Annotated in this window: 15 protein-coding genes; 5 read left to right on the forward strand and 10 right to left on the reverse strand. The window is 68.3% G+C overall.

The window, feature by feature from the left end; translation table 11 throughout:
* Window positions 1–36 precede the first annotated feature (36 nt).
* The 3 genes from FHW84_RS00745 (at window position 37) to FHW84_RS00755 (ending at window position 3,703) form a co-directional block, all read left to right on the forward strand.
* Window positions 37–2,310, forward strand: a complete 2,274-nt coding sequence (locus tag FHW84_RS00745) for a DUF1631 domain-containing protein (RefSeq protein WP_167252214.1) — start codon at window positions 37–39, stop codon at window positions 2,308–2,310.
* A 38-nt stretch (window positions 2,311–2,348) separates the two neighbouring features.
* On the forward strand, window positions 2,349–3,206 hold the full coding sequence (nadC, locus tag FHW84_RS00750; protein ID WP_167252215.1) for a carboxylating nicotinate-nucleotide diphosphorylase: 858 nt from the start codon (window positions 2,349–2,351) through the stop codon (window positions 3,204–3,206).
* A gap of 104 nt (window positions 3,207–3,310) precedes the next feature.
* Window positions 3,311–3,703 (forward strand): DUF3301 domain-containing protein, encoded by a 393-nt coding sequence (locus tag FHW84_RS00755; RefSeq protein WP_243867798.1) that lies wholly within the window; start codon window positions 3,311–3,313, stop codon window positions 3,701–3,703.
* A gap of 49 nt (window positions 3,704–3,752) precedes the next feature.
* Here FHW84_RS00755 and FHW84_RS00760 read toward each other — a convergent pair whose 3' ends face one another.
* The 5 genes from FHW84_RS00760 to petA form a co-directional block, all read right to left on the reverse strand.
* Window positions 3,753–4,178 carry a ClpXP protease specificity-enhancing factor gene (locus FHW84_RS00760; RefSeq protein ID WP_167252217.1) on the reverse strand — a complete coding sequence of 142 codons (426 nt, stop codon included), beginning with the start codon at window positions 4,176–4,178 and terminating at the stop codon, window positions 3,753–3,755.
* Window positions 4,179–4,231: 53 nt separating this feature from the next.
* Window positions 4,232–4,855 (reverse strand): glutathione S-transferase N-terminal domain-containing protein, encoded by a 624-nt coding sequence (locus tag FHW84_RS00765; protein WP_167252218.1) that lies wholly within the window; start codon window positions 4,853–4,855, stop codon window positions 4,232–4,234.
* 71 nt (window positions 4,856–4,926) lie between these two features.
* On the reverse strand, window positions 4,927–5,664 hold the full coding sequence (locus FHW84_RS00770) for a cytochrome c1 (RefSeq protein ID WP_167252219.1): 738 nt from the start codon (window positions 5,662–5,664) through the stop codon (window positions 4,927–4,929).
* A gap of 13 nt (window positions 5,665–5,677) precedes the next feature.
* Window positions 5,678–6,982, reverse strand: coding sequence for a cytochrome bc complex cytochrome b subunit (locus tag FHW84_RS00775; protein ID WP_167252220.1), 1,305 nt, complete (start codon window positions 6,980–6,982; stop codon window positions 5,678–5,680).
* The gene (gene petA, locus FHW84_RS00780; protein ID WP_167252221.1) at window positions 6,982–7,587 is read right to left on the reverse strand and encodes a ubiquinol-cytochrome c reductase iron-sulfur subunit; all 606 of its coding nucleotides are present in this window, start codon (window positions 7,585–7,587) and stop codon (window positions 6,982–6,984) included. Before petA ends, FHW84_RS00775 begins: the two co-directional genes overlap by 1 nt.
* A gap of 181 nt (window positions 7,588–7,768) precedes the next feature.
* Between petA and FHW84_RS00785 the strand changes: the two genes are divergently transcribed.
* Entirely contained in the window at window positions 7,769–8,956 is a 1,188-nt protein-coding gene (locus tag FHW84_RS00785) for a trypsin-like peptidase domain-containing protein (RefSeq protein WP_167252222.1), read from the forward strand.
* 4 nt (window positions 8,957–8,960) lie between these two features.
* On the opposite strand, the gene FHW84_RS00790 is transcribed toward FHW84_RS00785, so the two are convergent.
* Entirely contained in the window at window positions 8,961–10,025 is a 1,065-nt protein-coding gene (locus FHW84_RS00790; RefSeq protein ID WP_243867800.1) for a lytic transglycosylase domain-containing protein, read from the reverse strand.
* A 272-nt stretch (window positions 10,026–10,297) separates the two neighbouring features.
* Here FHW84_RS00790 and miaB point away from each other — a divergent pair, with 272 nt between their 5' ends.
* The gene (gene miaB / locus FHW84_RS00795; protein ID WP_167252224.1) at window positions 10,298–11,626 is read left to right on the forward strand and encodes a tRNA (N6-isopentenyl adenosine(37)-C2)-methylthiotransferase MiaB; all 1,329 of its coding nucleotides are present in this window, start codon (window positions 10,298–10,300) and stop codon (window positions 11,624–11,626) included.
* Window positions 11,627–11,667: 41 nt separating this feature from the next.
* Here miaB and FHW84_RS00800 read toward each other — a convergent pair whose 3' ends face one another.
* From FHW84_RS00800 to FHW84_RS00815, 4 genes are read right to left on the reverse strand one after another with little or no spacing between them, the layout of a single operon-like run.
* A complete protein-coding gene (locus tag FHW84_RS00800) occupies window positions 11,668–12,777 on the reverse strand; it encodes an ABC transporter permease (protein WP_167252225.1) in 1,110 nt (369 codons plus the stop codon).
* Window positions 12,774–13,715, reverse strand: coding sequence for an ABC transporter ATP-binding protein (locus tag FHW84_RS00805; RefSeq protein WP_167252723.1), 942 nt, complete (start codon window positions 13,713–13,715; stop codon window positions 12,774–12,776). Before FHW84_RS00805 ends, FHW84_RS00800 begins: the two co-directional genes overlap by 4 nt.
* A 29-nt stretch (window positions 13,716–13,744) precedes the next feature.
* A complete protein-coding gene (locus FHW84_RS00810; RefSeq protein WP_167252226.1) occupies window positions 13,745–14,698 on the reverse strand; it encodes an HlyD family efflux transporter periplasmic adaptor subunit in 954 nt (317 codons plus the stop codon).
* Entirely contained in the window at window positions 14,695–15,369 is a 675-nt protein-coding gene (locus FHW84_RS00815) for a TetR/AcrR family transcriptional regulator (protein WP_167252227.1), read from the reverse strand. Before FHW84_RS00815 ends, FHW84_RS00810 begins: the two co-directional genes overlap by 4 nt.
* Between the last annotated feature and the right edge of the window lie 20 nt (window positions 15,370–15,389).

Here is a 15,389-nt window from a genome sequence, read left to right on the forward strand (position 1 = left end):
CGGAACGACGGCAGCACATCACACAGGGGTGTGGCGATGAACAACGCCAGTGAGCCATCGAACATCGTCAGTCTCAGTCAGCGCCTGGATCCTTCCAGCGAGCGCGGCGGTGCCCTGTTGAATACGGTCCGCGACATCGCCTCGCGCCGCCTGCAGCTGCTGGTCAACGGCATGTTCGAGCATGTCGACGACGCCCTGTTCGATCTGGCCGAGAAAGCCGAGAACAACGCCGCCCAGATGCACTACTTCGACGGCATGCGCGAAGTGCGCAAGCGCCGTCCCGCGGTGGAGCGCGCCTTCCTGGCCGCGGTCACCCGCGCCATCGCCGATTTCGCCACCCAGCAGCGCGCCAACGCCAACCCCGCCGCCGGCGCGCCGCTGCCGATCGGCTCGGTCGAGCTGACCCTGGTCGCCGACAACGAGCTGGAAGAATCGCTCGCCATCACCAGCATGATCGGCAAGAACGAGACGCGCCTGACCCGCGACCTGTACGCGGTGAACCAGCGCCTGTCGGTCATCTACGGCGGCATCCGCGTCGAGGATGCGAACAATCCGGTCGCCCCGGCCTCGCTCACCCAGGCCTTCCGCCTGGCGATGCGCGAGCTGTCGGCGGAAATGCGCGTCAAGCTGATCATCTTCAAGCTGTTCGACCGCTACGTGCTGGCCGCGCTCGACGAGCTTTACCAGGAAATCAACACCGAGCTGGTGCGCGCCGGCGTGCTGCCGCAGCTGCGCCACGAAGTGCAGCGCAGCGGCGGTGCGGCGGCTCCTTCCGGCGTCGCCGCGGCCGCGGCCGCCCAGGGCGCCGCGCAGATCGGCGACGTGCCGCTGGCCGACGACGCCACCTCCACCGAGTTGCTGCAGACCCTGCGCACGCTGTTCAGCGCCCGCCGCGGCGGCATGCCGGAAAACCTCCCGGTCGGCGGCCCGCTGCAGGTGCCCACGGTCAACGAACTGATCGGCGCGCTCAGCGTGCTGCAGAGCCAGGCCGCCACCGTGGGCAGCCCGCTGCCGCTGCGCGGCGGTACGTCCACCACGGCGGTGATGCAGGAAGTCGCCCACCTCAAGGAACAGCTGCTCACGCAGATCGGCTCCTTGCGCGGCGAGCGTCCCGGCCAGGTCGCCACCATGGACGAGGACACCATCGACCTCGTCGGCATGCTGTTCGAGTTCATCCTCGAGGACCGCAACCTGCCCGCCGAGATGCAGGTGCTGCTGGCGCGCCTGCAGATCCCGTACCTGAAGGCCGCGATCCTCGACCGCCGGCTGTTCGCCCATCGCCAGCATCCGGCCCGCCGCCTGCTGGACAGCCTGGCCGACGTCGCCAAGGGCTGGTCGCCCGAGTCCGATCGCGACCACCGCCTGCACGACAAGGTCAAGACCATCGTCGATGCCCTGCTGCAGGAGTTCGACGACGACCTGACCATCTTCGACCGGCTCAACCTCGACCTGCAGGATTTCCAGGACCAGAGCCGCCGCCGCTCCGAACTGGCTGAGCAGCGCGTGGCCGAGTCCACCCGCGGCCGCGAGAAGCTGGAGCAGGCGCGCCGCCGCGCCGCCAAGGAAATCCTCACGCGCATCGGCGACCATTCGCTGCCGCCGCTGATCCACGGCATCCTGTCGCGCGCCTGGGCCAACTACATGGTGCTGACGATCCTGCGCCAGGGCGAGGAATCCTCGGAGTTCCGCGACTCGCTGCGTTTCGTCAACGACTTCATCGCCAGCACGCGCCCCGCGCGTTCGCTGGACGACCGCCGCATCCTGCGTCAGATGCTGCCCGGCATCGAGCGTTCGCTGCGCCGCGGCCTGGCCAACGTGGCCTTCCAGGAAAGCGACATCGAGCGCCTGCTGGCCCAGTTGCACACCTACTACCGCCACCAGCTCGGCGAGTCGATCCCGGCGGCCGAGGTGCAGGCGGCGGAAGAATCCGCGGCGCTGCCGATCCCGGACAACATCCAGCCGATCACCGAGACCGAAGCCGCGCTGCAGGCCGAGGAAACCGTGCCCGAGGCGGAAGAAGACACGCCGGAACTGCGCATGGTGCACGAGCTGAAGCCGGGCATCTGGCTGGAGTTCGCCACCGAAGGCGACACCATCGAGCGCGCCAAGCTGTCCTGGGTCAGCCCGATGAGCGGCCGCTATCTGTTCGTCAACCGGCGCGGCCTGAAAGTGGCCGACTACGCACCGTACGAACTGGCCCGCGAGATCATCGCCGGTCGTGCGCGCGTGCTCGAATCCACCGCGCTGTTCGATCGCGCGCTCGACGCCATCGTGGGCCGCCTCAGCCAACCGGCCACCGCGGCGCCCTGATAACATCGGGCTGATCACATCAGCCTGATGATATCGGCATGCCCTCATCCCCTTCGCTAGTCCCGCCGCCGGCCGAACTCGTGCTGGCCGATGTCGAACGCGCCTTTGCCGAAGATATCGGCAGCGGCGACGCCACCGCGCAACTGCTGCCCGCCGACGCGAACGCGAAGGCCACGCTCACCTGCCGCGAAGACGCGGTGATCGCCGGCACCGCATGGTTCGACGCCTGCTTCAGGCACCTCGACCCCTCCGTGCGCATCGACTGGCAAGCCAGCGACGGCACGCGCGTGGCGCCGGGCTCGGTGATCTGCCGGCTCGAAGGCAAGGCGCGCGCGCTGGTGAGCGCGGAGCGCTCGGCGCTCAACTTCCTGCAGCTGCTTTCCGGCACGGCCACCGCCACCGCCACCTACGTGCAAGCGGTCGCCGGCACCCGGGTGCGCGTGCTGGATACGCGCAAGACCGTGCCCGGCCTGCGCATCGCGCAGAAATATGCGGTGCGCTGCGGCGGCGGCCATAACCATCGCGTCGGCTTGTACGACGCGATCCTGGTCAAGGAAAACCACATCATCGCCGCGGGCGGCATCGCCCAGGCGGTGGAAGCGGCGCGGCGGCTGCATCCGAAGCTGCTGCTCGAAGTGGAAGTGGAGAACCTGGACGAACTGCAGCAGGCGATCGACGCCGGCGTCGACCGCATCATGATCGACAACTTCACCCCGCCGCTGATGCGCGAAGCCGTGGCCATCGCCGCCGGCCGCGTGCCGCTGGAGATCTCCGGCAACGTGGACCTCGCCACCATCCGCACCTATGCGGAAACCGGCGTGGATTTCATTTCGGTGGGCGCGCTGACCAAGCACGTGCGCGCCGTCGACCTGTCGCTGCGCCTGCAGCTGGACTAAGCCTGCAGGCGTGGCGCGCCAGGCGCCACGCTTTCCCACCCAAGTGGACCTTGCGGGCGGCCCCGGCCGACCACACACTGGCGTGCATGGGCCGATTCGACGACATGTTCCTGCTTCTGCTCCTGGCAAGCATCATCGTGGCGTGGCTGAAACTCAGCCGCCTGCGCGAGATCGCCACGGCCGAAGCGCGCCGCCAGTGCGAGCGCCACGGGCTGCAGCTGCTGGACGAAACCGTGGGGCTGCGCAGCGTCCGCCTGCGCAAGCTCAATGGCATGCGCGTGTTCGAACGCTGCTATGCGTTCGAGGTGAGCATCGACGGCGACGACCGCGAACCCGGCCGCCTGTGGATGGCGCTGGGCCGGCTGACCGGCCTGAGCCTGCCGACCATCGAGACGCGCATCCCCGAGCATGACGGCGACGCGCCGGAGACGGACAACGTCGTGCCTTTGCGTCCACGCCTGGACGGCAGGAAGTCAGGCGATACCCGGCTGCATTGATCGATCGGGCGTGGCGGCGGCTGTCGCCGCCACGGCTCACGTCAGCGGCTCATTTCACGACGCGCAGGAACGGCGCACCCTTGCGGGGTTTCTCGCCAGTATCCGGACCGCTATCCGGCGGCGGCGTGTCGTCCGACGGCGGTTCCGGCGGCGGCTGGTCGCCGCCTTCGTCGGCGGGAAACATCATGCCCTGCCCGTTCTCCTGCGCGTACAGCGCCAGCACGGCGTGCACCGGGATCAGGATGGAATGACTCACGCCGGAGAAGCGCGCCTGGAAACTGATCCACTCGTTGCCGAGATCCAGGTTGGCGACGGCGCGCATCGCCAGGTTCAGCACCACCTGCCCGTTCTTGACCACCTGCGGCGGCACGCGCACGCCTTCGCGCGCGGCGTCGACGAGGATGTAGGGGGTGAGGTTGTTGTCGGTGATCCAATCGTAGATCGCCCGCAACAGGTACGGGCGATTGGAACTCATCGGTACATGCGGATCGTTACTGCTCATCGATCTTTACTGCTCTTCTTTGATCTTCAAGGCCGCATGGCCTTTTCGTCGGTGGTCATACTGCGCGCAAAGCCCTGGCTATGGAATAGGCGTTCGCCGTAGTCCAGGATCGGCTTGCCTTCGCGGCCCAGGTCCACGCCCAGCCAGGGCAGCCGCCACACCACCGGCGCCACCAGGCAGTCGGCCAGGCTCATTTCCGGGTTGAGAAAGAACTTGGATGCCTTGAACAGCGGCAGCGAGGCCAGCAGGTGTTCGCGCAGCCGCTTGCGCGCGGCGTCGGCAGGGCGGCCGCCGGCGCGGATGGTGTCCACTTCGGGCAGCCAGTCCAGCTCGATGCGCAGCGACGCCAGGCGCAGGCGCGCGCGCGACAGCGGATCGATCGGCATCAAGGGCGGATGGGGATAGCGCTCGTCCAGGTACTCGCAGATGACCGAGGTGCCATAGAGCGTGAGGTCGCGGTCGACCAGGGTGGGCGTGGAAGCGTAGGGGTTGAGGTCGAGCAGATCCTCCGGCGGCTTGCCGGGATCGACGATCACTCTTTCGTAGCTGACGCCCTTGGCCGCGAGCACCAGGCGGGTGCGGTGGCACTGGATGTCATCCGCGGTCGAGTACAAGGCCAGTACGGATCGCGAACGTGCGCTTTGAACCATGCGCGGTCTCCCCATCGACTAAGCGCATGCGGCGGCCTAGGCCGCCGCATGCTGGGCCAAGGAGCGACGTCTCAGTGGACGTCCTTCCAGTATTCCTTCTTCAGCGCATACGCCAGCAGGGTGAACCCGGCCAGGAACAGCAGCACCCAGATGCCGTAGTGCTGGCGCTGCAGGGCCGCCGGCTCCGCGGCATATTCCAGGAAGGTGGTGAGGTCGCGCGTGGCCTGCTGGTATTCGGCCGGGCTCAGCTTGCCCGGGCGCGAGAGCTCCAGCTTCTCGACCGCTTCCTCGCCGTCGACCTTGTGCATCACCGCGGTCTGCAGGCCCTGCAGTTCCCACAGCGGATTGGGCATGGAGGCGTTCGGGAACACCGTGTTGTTCCAGCCCACCGGACGGGTCGGGTCCAGGTAGAAGGAGTTGAGGTAGCCGTACACCCAGTCGGCGCCCTTGGCGCGCACTTCCAGCGAGAGATCCGGCGGCGCCTTGCCGAAGAAGGTGGCGGCCGAATCCTCGGGCATGTGCGAGATCACCGGATCGCCGAACTTCGCGCCGGTCATGTTGAGGTTGCCCATCACGTCCTGCTCGCTCAGGCCCAGGTCCTGGGCGATGCGCGAGTAGCGCACGAACTTCAGCGAGTGGCAGCCGACGCAGTAGTTGAAGAACAGCTTGGCGCCGCGCTGCAGCGCCGCCTGGTCGTGCACGTTGGTGCCGGCCGAGGGCAGGCCGCCCTCTTCCGAGGCCATGGCCGAGGTGGTGCTGCCCAGCAGGAGGCCGGCGGCAAGGGCGATCGACGAGAGAGTGCGCATCATCAGGGATTGCCGCTTAGTCATGGTCATACACCACCCGCCCCGGGATCGGCTTGGTCTTTTCGCGGCCGCCGCGCGTGTAGACCCACATGAACACGAAGAAGCCGAAGTAGACGATGGTCCACAGGCGGCCGAACGAGTTCTCCCAGAACGTCACGTCGACATTGCCGAACCAGGCCGGGATCACCTCGGCCACCACGCCCGCGCCCACCGCGCCCAGCGCGATGAAGGACAGCACGAACAGGCCCAGCGCCACCTTGAAGCCGGTGCCGCGGTAGCGGATCGAGCGCACCTTGCCGGCATCGATCCAAGGCAGCAGGAACAGCAGCACGATCGCGCCGAACATGCCCAGCACGCCCCAGATGGCGGTGCTGAACAGCGACGGGATCATGCGCAGGATCGCGTAGAAGGGCGTGAAGTACCACACCGGCTTGATGTGGGTCGGCGTCACCAGGTTGTTCGCCGGCACGAAGTTGTCGTGCTCGAGGAACCAGCCGCCGAAGGTCGGCGCGAAGAAGATGATGAAGGCCGCGATGATCAGGAAGAAGCCCACGCCGACCAGGTCCTTCACCGTGTAGTACGGATGGAAGGGAATGGCGTCGGCCGGCTTGTTGGCGTCCCAGCGGTTGCCCTTCGGGCCGTGCTTGACGTCGACGCCGTCCGGATTGTTGGAGCCCACCTCGTGCAGCGCGGCCAGGTGCAGCACCACCAGCAGCAGCAGCACCAGCGGCAGCGCGATCACGTGCAGCGCGAAGAAGCGGTTGAGCGTGGCGTCGGCCGGCAGGTAGTCGCCCATGATCCACTCCACCAGGGAGTTGCCGACCACGGGGATGGTGCCGAACAGCGAGATGATCACCTTGGCGCCCCAGAACGACATGTTGCCCCACGGCAGCACGTAGCCCATGAAGGCCTCGGCCATCAGCACCAGGAAGATCAGCATGCCCAGCAGCCACACCAGCTCGCGCGGCTTCTGGTACGAGCCGTACATCAGGCCGCGGAACATGTGCAGGAACACCACCACGAAGAACAGCGAGGCGCCGGTGGAGTGCATGTAGCGGATCAGCCAGCCCCATTCCACGTCGCGCATGATGTACTCGACCGAGGCGAAGGCTTCCGCCGCGCTGGTCTTGTAGTTCATGGTGAGGAAGATGCCGGTGACGATCTGGTTGACCAGCACCAGCAGGGCGAGCGAACCGAAGTAGTACCAAAGATTGAAATTCTTCGGCGCGTAGTACTCGGTCATGTGCTTGCGATAGGTCGGCGCCAGATTCGGCGCGCGCTCATTGACCCAATCGCCGATGCGCGAGAACACAGTAGCCATCAGCCGGCCTCCTTCGGGTCCACGCCGATCTGGATGTGCGTGTCATCCACGAAGTGGTACGGGGGAATCAGCATGTTCTTCGGCGCCGGCACGCCGGCGTAGACGCGGCCGGCCAGGTCGTAGCGCGACTTGTGGCAGGGGCAGTAGAAGCCGCCCTTCCACTCCGGATCGAACGGCTCGGGCTTCATCACCGGGACGAAGTCGGGCACGCAGCCGAGGTGGGTGCACAGCGCCACCATCACCAGCCACTCGGGCTTGATCGAGCGGGTGCCGTTCTGCGCGTACTTGGGCTGCTGCTCGGCGGAGCTGCCGTCGGACTTGGCGTCCACCAGGCGGCCGTCCTGCTTGGGCAGGGCGTCCAGCTGCTCCTTGGTGCGATTGACCACGAAGACCGGAAGGCCGCGCCACGGATAAGTGACCTTCTGGCCCGCCTCGATCTTGCTGATGTCGACCGTGACGGGGGCACCGGCGGATTTGGCGCGAGCGCTCGGTTCCCACGACTTGATGAAGGGCACGGCTGCCGCGATGACTCCTACACCACCGACCACAGCCGTGGTCGCAGTGAGGAACCGTCGGCGGCCATGATCGACGACTTCGTTCGCCATCAGGCTCTCCGGTACTTATGCCATTGAGGTGCGACTTTGGGGGTCGCAAAAATCGCGTTAGTGTAGCGTCAGCCCCTGCCACGTACAATAAAACCGGACTGGCGTCGGCGTCGATCCGGGCGCGCTTTCCGTCCCCTCCTCCCGTCCACCGTCCAGCGTTTCGCCAAGGCCCTCCTCCCGCATGAAACAAGCCGTCGGCACGCTAGCCTTCATCGCCCGATTCGTCGTCCTGGGGCTGGCGGTCGCCTTCGTCATCGGCCTGGTGTGGCCCGGCGTGGGCGACCGGCTGCGTGCCGGCGTGGGCCTGCACAGCGCGCAGGCGCCGAGTTCCGGCGCGTCGGCCCCGACCATTCGCGGGCGTTCGCGCGGACCGGTCTCCTACGCCGACGCGGTGGCCAGGGCCGCGCCCTCGGTGGTCAATATCTACGCAAACAAGATGGTCACCGAGCAGGGCGTGCAGATGTACTCCGACCCGGTGCTGCAGCGCCTGTTCGGCGGCCGCCCCGCCATCTACAAGCGGCGCGAGCAGAGCCTGGGCTCGGGCGTGATCGTCAGCGGCCAGGGCTACGTGCTCACCAACAACCATGTGATCGCCAAGGCCGACGACATCCAGGTGCTGCTCTACGACGGCCGCGTGGCCAAGGCCCAGCTGGTCGGCGCGGATGCCGAGACCGACCTTGCCGTGCTGAAGATCGACGTGTCGAACCCGCCCGTCATCCCCTTCGCCGACGAGCACCCCGCGCGCACCGGCGACGTGGTGCTGGCCATCGGCAACCCGCTCGGCCTCAACCAGACCGTGACCATGGGCATCATCAGCGCGATCGGCCGCCAGCTGAGCAGCTCCAGTCCGGAAGACTTCATCCAGACCGACGCGGCGATCAACCTGGGCAACTCCGGCGGCGCGCTGGTCAATACCGACGGCGAGCTGGTCGGCATCAATACGCTGCTGATCGGCAAGGCCGCCAATGCCGAGGGCATCAGCTTCGCCATCCCCGCCAGCAGCGCGCGCAAGGTGCTGGAGCAGATCATCGACACCGGCCATGTGGTGCGCGGCTGGCTCGGCGCCGACTACAGCTTCGTGCCGGTGGCCGCCGACAGCGGCCTGCCCGCCGCGGCGCGCGGCGCGCAGGTGAGCGACGTCTATCCCGGCGGCCCGGCCGCGCAGGCCGGCATCCAGCCGCACGACATCCTGCTGCGCATCGGCAAGGACGACATCGTCGACCCGGCCGACCTGCGCCGGCGCGAAGCCGCGCTGCCGCCGGGCAGCAAGGTGGAGGTGTCGGGATTGCGCAACGGCACGCCGTTCCATACCGAAGTGACGCCGGCGCAGCGGCCGCCGCTGACGGCCACCGCCTCGCTCGACAGCTGAGCGCTCAGCCGCGTCCCGGCCCCGTGGCCTGCGCCGTGGCCACCGGCGGACGCACCACCGCGCCGTAGCGCTTGCGCAAGGTGCCCACGCGTTCCACGTAGACCTGCGTTTCCGCGTACGGCGGCACGCCGCTGTAGCGCTGCACCGCGCCGGGGCCGGCGTTGTACGCGGCGGCGGCAAGGCGTTCGTCGCCGTTGAAGTTCTTCAGCAGCAGGGAGAGATAGCGCGCGCCGCCGCGGATGTTCTGGTCCGCGTCGAAGGCATCGCGCACGCCCATGTCGCTGGCCGTGGCCGGCATCAGCTGCATCAGGCCCTGCGCGCCCTTGAGCGACAGCGCGCGCGGGTTGTAGGCGCTTTCGGCGTGGATGATCGCGCGCAGGAAAGCCTCGTCCAGGCCGAACTCGCTGCTGGCCAGGCGGATGGTGTCCGCATAGGCGGTGAGGTTGAGCTCCACGCTGTTCCACCGGATCGGCGAGTGCAGATTGCAGGCCACGCAGGTGGAGATATAGGTGAACAGCATGGTCACGGCGTGCGTGCCCGGACCGGCCGGCTTCATATTGGTGTATTCGACAGTGCCGTCCGGGCGCGTCACGCGGTACACCGCGCCGCGCAGCACGCGGTCGCCTTCGGGGGCCGCCGGCGCGGCCGCCGCCACCGTGTCGCCGGCAGTCTTCGATTCGCTGTACGTCCACTGCCCCGGCTTGCCCTTGGCCGCCGCGGACGCCGGCGGCAGCGCATGGCCCGAGGTGGCCACGTCGCCGTGCACGCCGACCAGGGAGGGCTCGGGCACCACCTTCGCCGAGGTCTGCACCGCGCCCTGCACCCAGGCCAGCGAACTCACCGGAGGGGCGGGCGTCACCGGCTTGGGCGCGGCGGCCTTCGGCCTGGCCGCGCGCGGCGCGACGTCGGCCACGGTGGCGATCTTCTGGCAGCCCTGGTAGCCCTGGACGCTGTTGCTGTAGACGGTCTCGCCCGACGAACCGGTGCAACGGTACAGCGAACCCGCCTGCACCGGCGCCAGCCACAGCAGCCCGCCCAGCAGCGCGCACGCGGCCGCGGCCCGGCTCAAGGCCGGGGCCATACGGAAAGCCCGCGAAGACGAGCCGAAGCTTTCCCCTTGTCGCTCGGCGTCAGACATGGCGCGCAGTGTGCCCCCGGGCAGAACCCAAGCCAAGCGCCGGCTCGCCGTTTCGTGCGCCGCGCCAAACTCCCCGCGCGGCCTGCCCCAGGGATTCACGCAAGTCCCTGATCGCACTGGCCCTTCGCTGGCATGCCCGGCGGCGGGCGCGTAAACTGTGCGGTTCGGCGCCCAGCGCCCCTCCTTACACCGGTACCAGCGCCATGAGCGGCAAGCTTTTCATCAAGACCCACGGCTGCCAGATGAACGAGTACGACTCGGCCAAGATGGCCGACGTGCTCAAGGCATCGCATGGCCTGGAGCTGACCCAGGACGAATCCGAAGCCGACGTCATCCTGGTCAACACCTGCTCGATCCGCGAAAAGGCGCAGGAAAAGGTCTTCAGCCAGCTGGGCCGCTGGAAGGCGCACAAGCAGGGCGGCAAGCCCGTGCTGATCGGCGTGGGCGGCTGCGTCGCCTCGCAGGAAGGCGAGGCCATCATCAAGCGCGCCCCGTTCGTGGACCTGGTGTTCGGCCCGCAGACCCTGCACCGCCTGCCCGAGCTGATCGAGGCCAAGCGCGCCACCGGCAAGCCGCAGGTGGACATCAGCTTCCCCGAGATCGAGAAGTTCGACCGCCTGCCGGAACCGCGCGCCGAAGGCCCTACCGCCTTCGTCTCGATCATGGAAGGCTGCTCCAAGTACTGCTCTTACTGCGTGGTGCCCTACACCCGCGGCGAGGAGATCAGCCGCCCGTTCGACGACGTGGTAGTCGAAGTGGCCCAGCTCGCCGCGCAGGGCGTGCGCGAGGTGAACCTGCTGGGCCAGAACGTCAATGCCTACCGCGGCGCCACCCACGACGGCGGCACCGCGGACCTCGCCGTGCTGATCCACGCCATCGCGCAGATCGAAGGCATCGGCCGCATCCGCTTCACCACCTCGCATCCGCTGGAGTTCTCCGACTCGCTGGTCGAGGCCTACGCCAACGTGCCGCAGCTGGCCAACTTCCTGCACCTGCCGGTGCAGGCCGGCTCAGACCGCATCCTGGCCGCCATGAAGCGCGGCTACACGGCGCTGGAGTTCAAGCAGAAGATCCGCAAGCTGCGCGCGGTGCGCCCGGACATCTGCATCTCCTCGGACTTCATCGTCGGCTTCCCCGGCGAGACCGACGAGGATTTCGACAAGACCATGAAGCTGATCGAAGACATCGGCTTCGACCAGAGCTTCTCCTTCATCTTCTCCTCGCGCCCCGGCACGCCGGCCGCCAACCTGGCCGACGACACGCCGATGGCGGTCAAGCACCAGCGCCTGGAGCGCCTGCAGGCGGCGATCAATGCCAATGCGCGGCAGATCAACCAGGCCATGGTCGGCAGCGTGCAGCGCGTGCTGGTGGAAAAGCCCAGCAAGAAGGACCCGAACGAATTCACCGGCCGCACCGAGAACATGCGCTTCGTGAACTTCCCGGGCCACGCGCGCATGATCGGCCAGTTCATCGACGTGGTGATCACCGAGGCCATGGCCAATTCGCTGCGCGGCCGCGTGCACACCGCATGACGCAGGTTGGGGTTCGCCTGCGGCTCACCCCAACCTACCCTTCAATCCAGCCGCTTGCGGAACCGCAGGATCGCCGCCGTCATCATCACGGCGGTGAACGCCGCCAGCGCCGCCACCTCGCGCCACAACTCCCACAGCCCCGCCCCGCGCAGCATGATGCCGCGGATCAGCCGCAGGAAATGCGTCAGCGGCAGGATCTCCGCCAGCCACTGCGCCACCTGCGGCATACCTGCGAACGGGAACATGAAGCCCGACAGCAGGATCGACGGCAGGAACACGAAGAAGGTCATCTGCATCGCCTGGAACTGCGATTGCGCGCGGGTGGAGATCAGCAGGCCCATGGTGAGATTGGCCAGGATCAGCAAACCCGCCGCGAGATAGACGTCCAGCAGGCTGCCGTGGATCGGCACGGTGAACAGCCAGCGCCCCAGCGCCAGGATCACCGTGACCTGCAGCAGGCCGATGCCGATATACGGCAGCACCTTGCCCACCATCAGCTCGGCGCTGGTCAGCGGCGTGGCGATCAGCAATTCCATATTGCCGCGCTCGCGTTCGCGCACGATCGCGATGCCGGTGAACAACACCATGGTCATGGTCAGGATCACGCCGATCAGCCCCGGCACGATGTTCACCGCCGAGCGCCGCTGCGGGTTATAGAAACTGACGATGCTGATCGGCCCCGCCGCCGGCGTGCTGACCAGCGGCGCGCGCGTATCGGGCACGGAGCTGTCGACCGGCACCTGCGCCAGCTGAGTCGCGGCGCTCTGCACCACGTTGTCGCTGCCGTCGACCATGATCTGCGCCACCTGCCGGCCGTCGTAGCGGCGGCGCTCGAAATCCGGCGGCAGCACCAGGCCGATGCTGATTTCGCCACGGCGCAGCATGGCCACCAATGCTTCGGGCGTATCGGCATGCGCCACCGGCGAGATCACGCCGGTGGCCAGCATGTCCATCACCAGCGCGCGCGAGCCGGCGCTGTTGGCCTGGTCGACGATGCCGGCATCGAGGCCGCGCAGGTTGGTATTGATCGCATAGCCGAACAGCACCAGCTGGATCACCGGAATGCCGACGATCATGGCCAGCGTGATGCGGTCGCGGCTCATCTGCCGCAGCTCCTTCAGCACGATCGCCCATAGCCGCCGCCAGTTCATGCAGCGCGCTCCTGGCCCGGACGCTGCTGGCGCGTCACCGCCACGAACACGTCTTCGAGATTCGGCTTGACCGCTTCGATGCGCGCCTGCGGATCGCGTTCGGCCAGCACCTGTTGCAGGCGCGCCAGCGCTTCGTCGCCATCGGCCAGGCCTTCGCGCACGATCACGCGCAGCTCGTTGCCCACCTGGGCCACGCCGAGCACGTCCTTCGCCTCCGCCAGCGGCTGCTGCGCACGCCGCGGCTGCGCGCTGGCGACGACGAAGGTGCGGCCTTGCAGCCGGTCCGTCAGCTCCGCCGGCGTGCCGTCGGCCACCAGCACGCCGCGGTCGAGCACGGCCAGGCGGTGGCAGCGCTCGGCTTCGTCCATCAGGTGGGTGGAGACCAGCATGGTGGTGCCGGCGTCGGTCAGCTCAAAAAGCTTTTCCCAGAAATCGCGGCGCGATTCCGGATCCACCGCGCTGGTCGGCTCGTCGAGGAACAGCAGCTCCGGATCGTGGATCACCGCGCAGGCGAGAGCCAGGCGCTGTTTCTGGCCGCCGCTCATGGTGCCGGCCAGTTGCTTCTGGCGATCGCCGAAGTGGTATTGCTCGATCAGCTCGTCGATGCGCCTGGCGGTGCGCGCCTTCGGCACGCCCTGCACCGCCGCCATGAATTCCAGGTTCTCGCGCACGCCCAGGTCGTCGAACAGCGAGAACTTCTGCGTCATGTAGCCGATGCGCTTGCGCAGCGCTTCCGCTTCGCGCGGCACGCTCAAGCCGAGCACGTCGATCTCGCCGTCGCTGGGCGTAAGCAGGCCGCACAGCATGCGGATGGTGGTGGACTTGCCGGAGCCGTTCGGGCCGAGGAAACCGTAGACATGCCGCGCCGGCACTTCCAGATCGACGTGATCGACCGCGGTGAAATCGCCGAAGCGCTTGGTGAGGCCGCGCGCACGGATGGCGAACTCGCCGTTGCCGTTCCCGGTGCTCACGGCTTCGCCTCGGGATAATCGACACGTACCGGCATGCCGACCGGCAGGTCCGCCGCATCCGGCCCCAGCGTCACTTCGGCCAGATAGCTGAGGCGTGCCGCGTCCTCGCCGATCAGCGCGTAGTACGGCGTGAACTCCGGCTCGCTGCGGATCAGGCGGACCTTGCCCTGGTAGACCTTGTCGCGGCCGTCCACGTGCACGCGCACCGTGTCGCCCACGCGCATGCGTGCGCGCTGCGGTTCCTGCAGATAGATGCGTGCATACGGTGCATCGCCGGCAAGCAGCACCACCAGCGGCGCGCCCACGGGCGCCTGGTCGCCGAGCTTGTACGGCAGGCTGTCGATGCGGCCCGCACGCGGCGCCACCAATGCCAGCTTGCCCAGCAGCACCTTCTGCGCCGCGGCCTGCGCCTGCGCCGCGGCAAGCGCGGCTTCACCCTGCGCAACCTGCTCGGGACGCGTGCCGTGCAGCAGCGTGTCGAGCGAGGCTCTTGCGGCGGCCACCTGGCCATCGGCATTGCCAGCGGCGGCGCGTGCGCGATCGATATCGGCGGCGGCCGCGTAGTTGTCCTTCTGCAGCGGCAGCAGGCGCTGGTAGTAGGCACGTGCATCGCGGGCTTGCGCCTCGGCGGCGGCCAGGTCGGCGCGCGCCTTGGCGATGTCTTCCTGGCGCGGGCCTACGCGCAGTTCCAGCAGGTTCGCCTGCTGCTGCCGCGCCTGCGCTTCGGCCGCGGCGAGGTCGGCCTGGGTGTGGGTGGGGTCGAGTTCGAGCAGCGGCTGTCCCGCCGCTACCTGTTCGCCTTCGCGCACCTTGAGCGCCACCACGCGTTCCGCGGCGGGTGCGGGCATGCCGATGCGGTCGTATTCCAGCGTGCCCAGCGCCTGCGGCGGCGCCTTGCCGCAGGCGGCGAGCGTGCAGGCCAGCATGAGGGCGAACAGGTATCGGCTCATCGTGAAGCTCCGGACGGCGGTGCGCCCAGGCCGCCTTCCAGCAGGGCCAGGGTGTGGTTGACCAGGGCCTGCTGGTCGAGATCGTCGGCCTCGAACACGCGCCGCCAGATCGGCGCACCGGCAGCGGGAAACAGCGTGAGTCCCACCAGCGACACCACCAGCAGGCGCGGGTCCAGCGCGGGATTGAGCGTGCCGGCCTGCTTCGCCGCGGCGAAGCGCTGCGCCAGCAGCCGCGGCAGGTTCGGCAGCAGGTGATGGAACAGCACCTCGCGCAGCTCGCCGCCCTCGCACAGCACCTCGCGCACCCACAGCGGCGGCAGCCAGGGATGGCTCGCCACCACCTCGCCGATGCCGCGCACGAACAGGCCGGCCAGCGCCGCCGGCTCGCTGTCCGCCTGCGCCAGGCGGTCGCGCATCGGCGCCAGCGCGGGCAGCAGGCGCTCGTCGATCACCGCCTGCTTCAACTGCTCCTTGTCGCCGAAGTAGTAATGCAGCATGGCCGGCGTCACGCCGGCCTCGGTGGCGATCGCGCGCAGCGGCGTGGCGCCGATGCCGTCGCGGGCGAACCGCGCCAGGGCGACATCGAGCAGGTGCGCGCGCAGGTCGCGGTCTTCCCTGGCGGGACGGCCGGCAGAGCGGCGGGGCTTGGCGGGGGCTTTGGTTCGGGCCATGCCGCGTAAATTAATTAAAC

The organism is Dyella sp. SG562 (assembly GCF_011759495.1).
Taxonomy (GTDB): Bacteria; Pseudomonadota; Gammaproteobacteria; order Xanthomonadales; family Rhodanobacteraceae; genus Dyella_D; species Dyella_D marensis.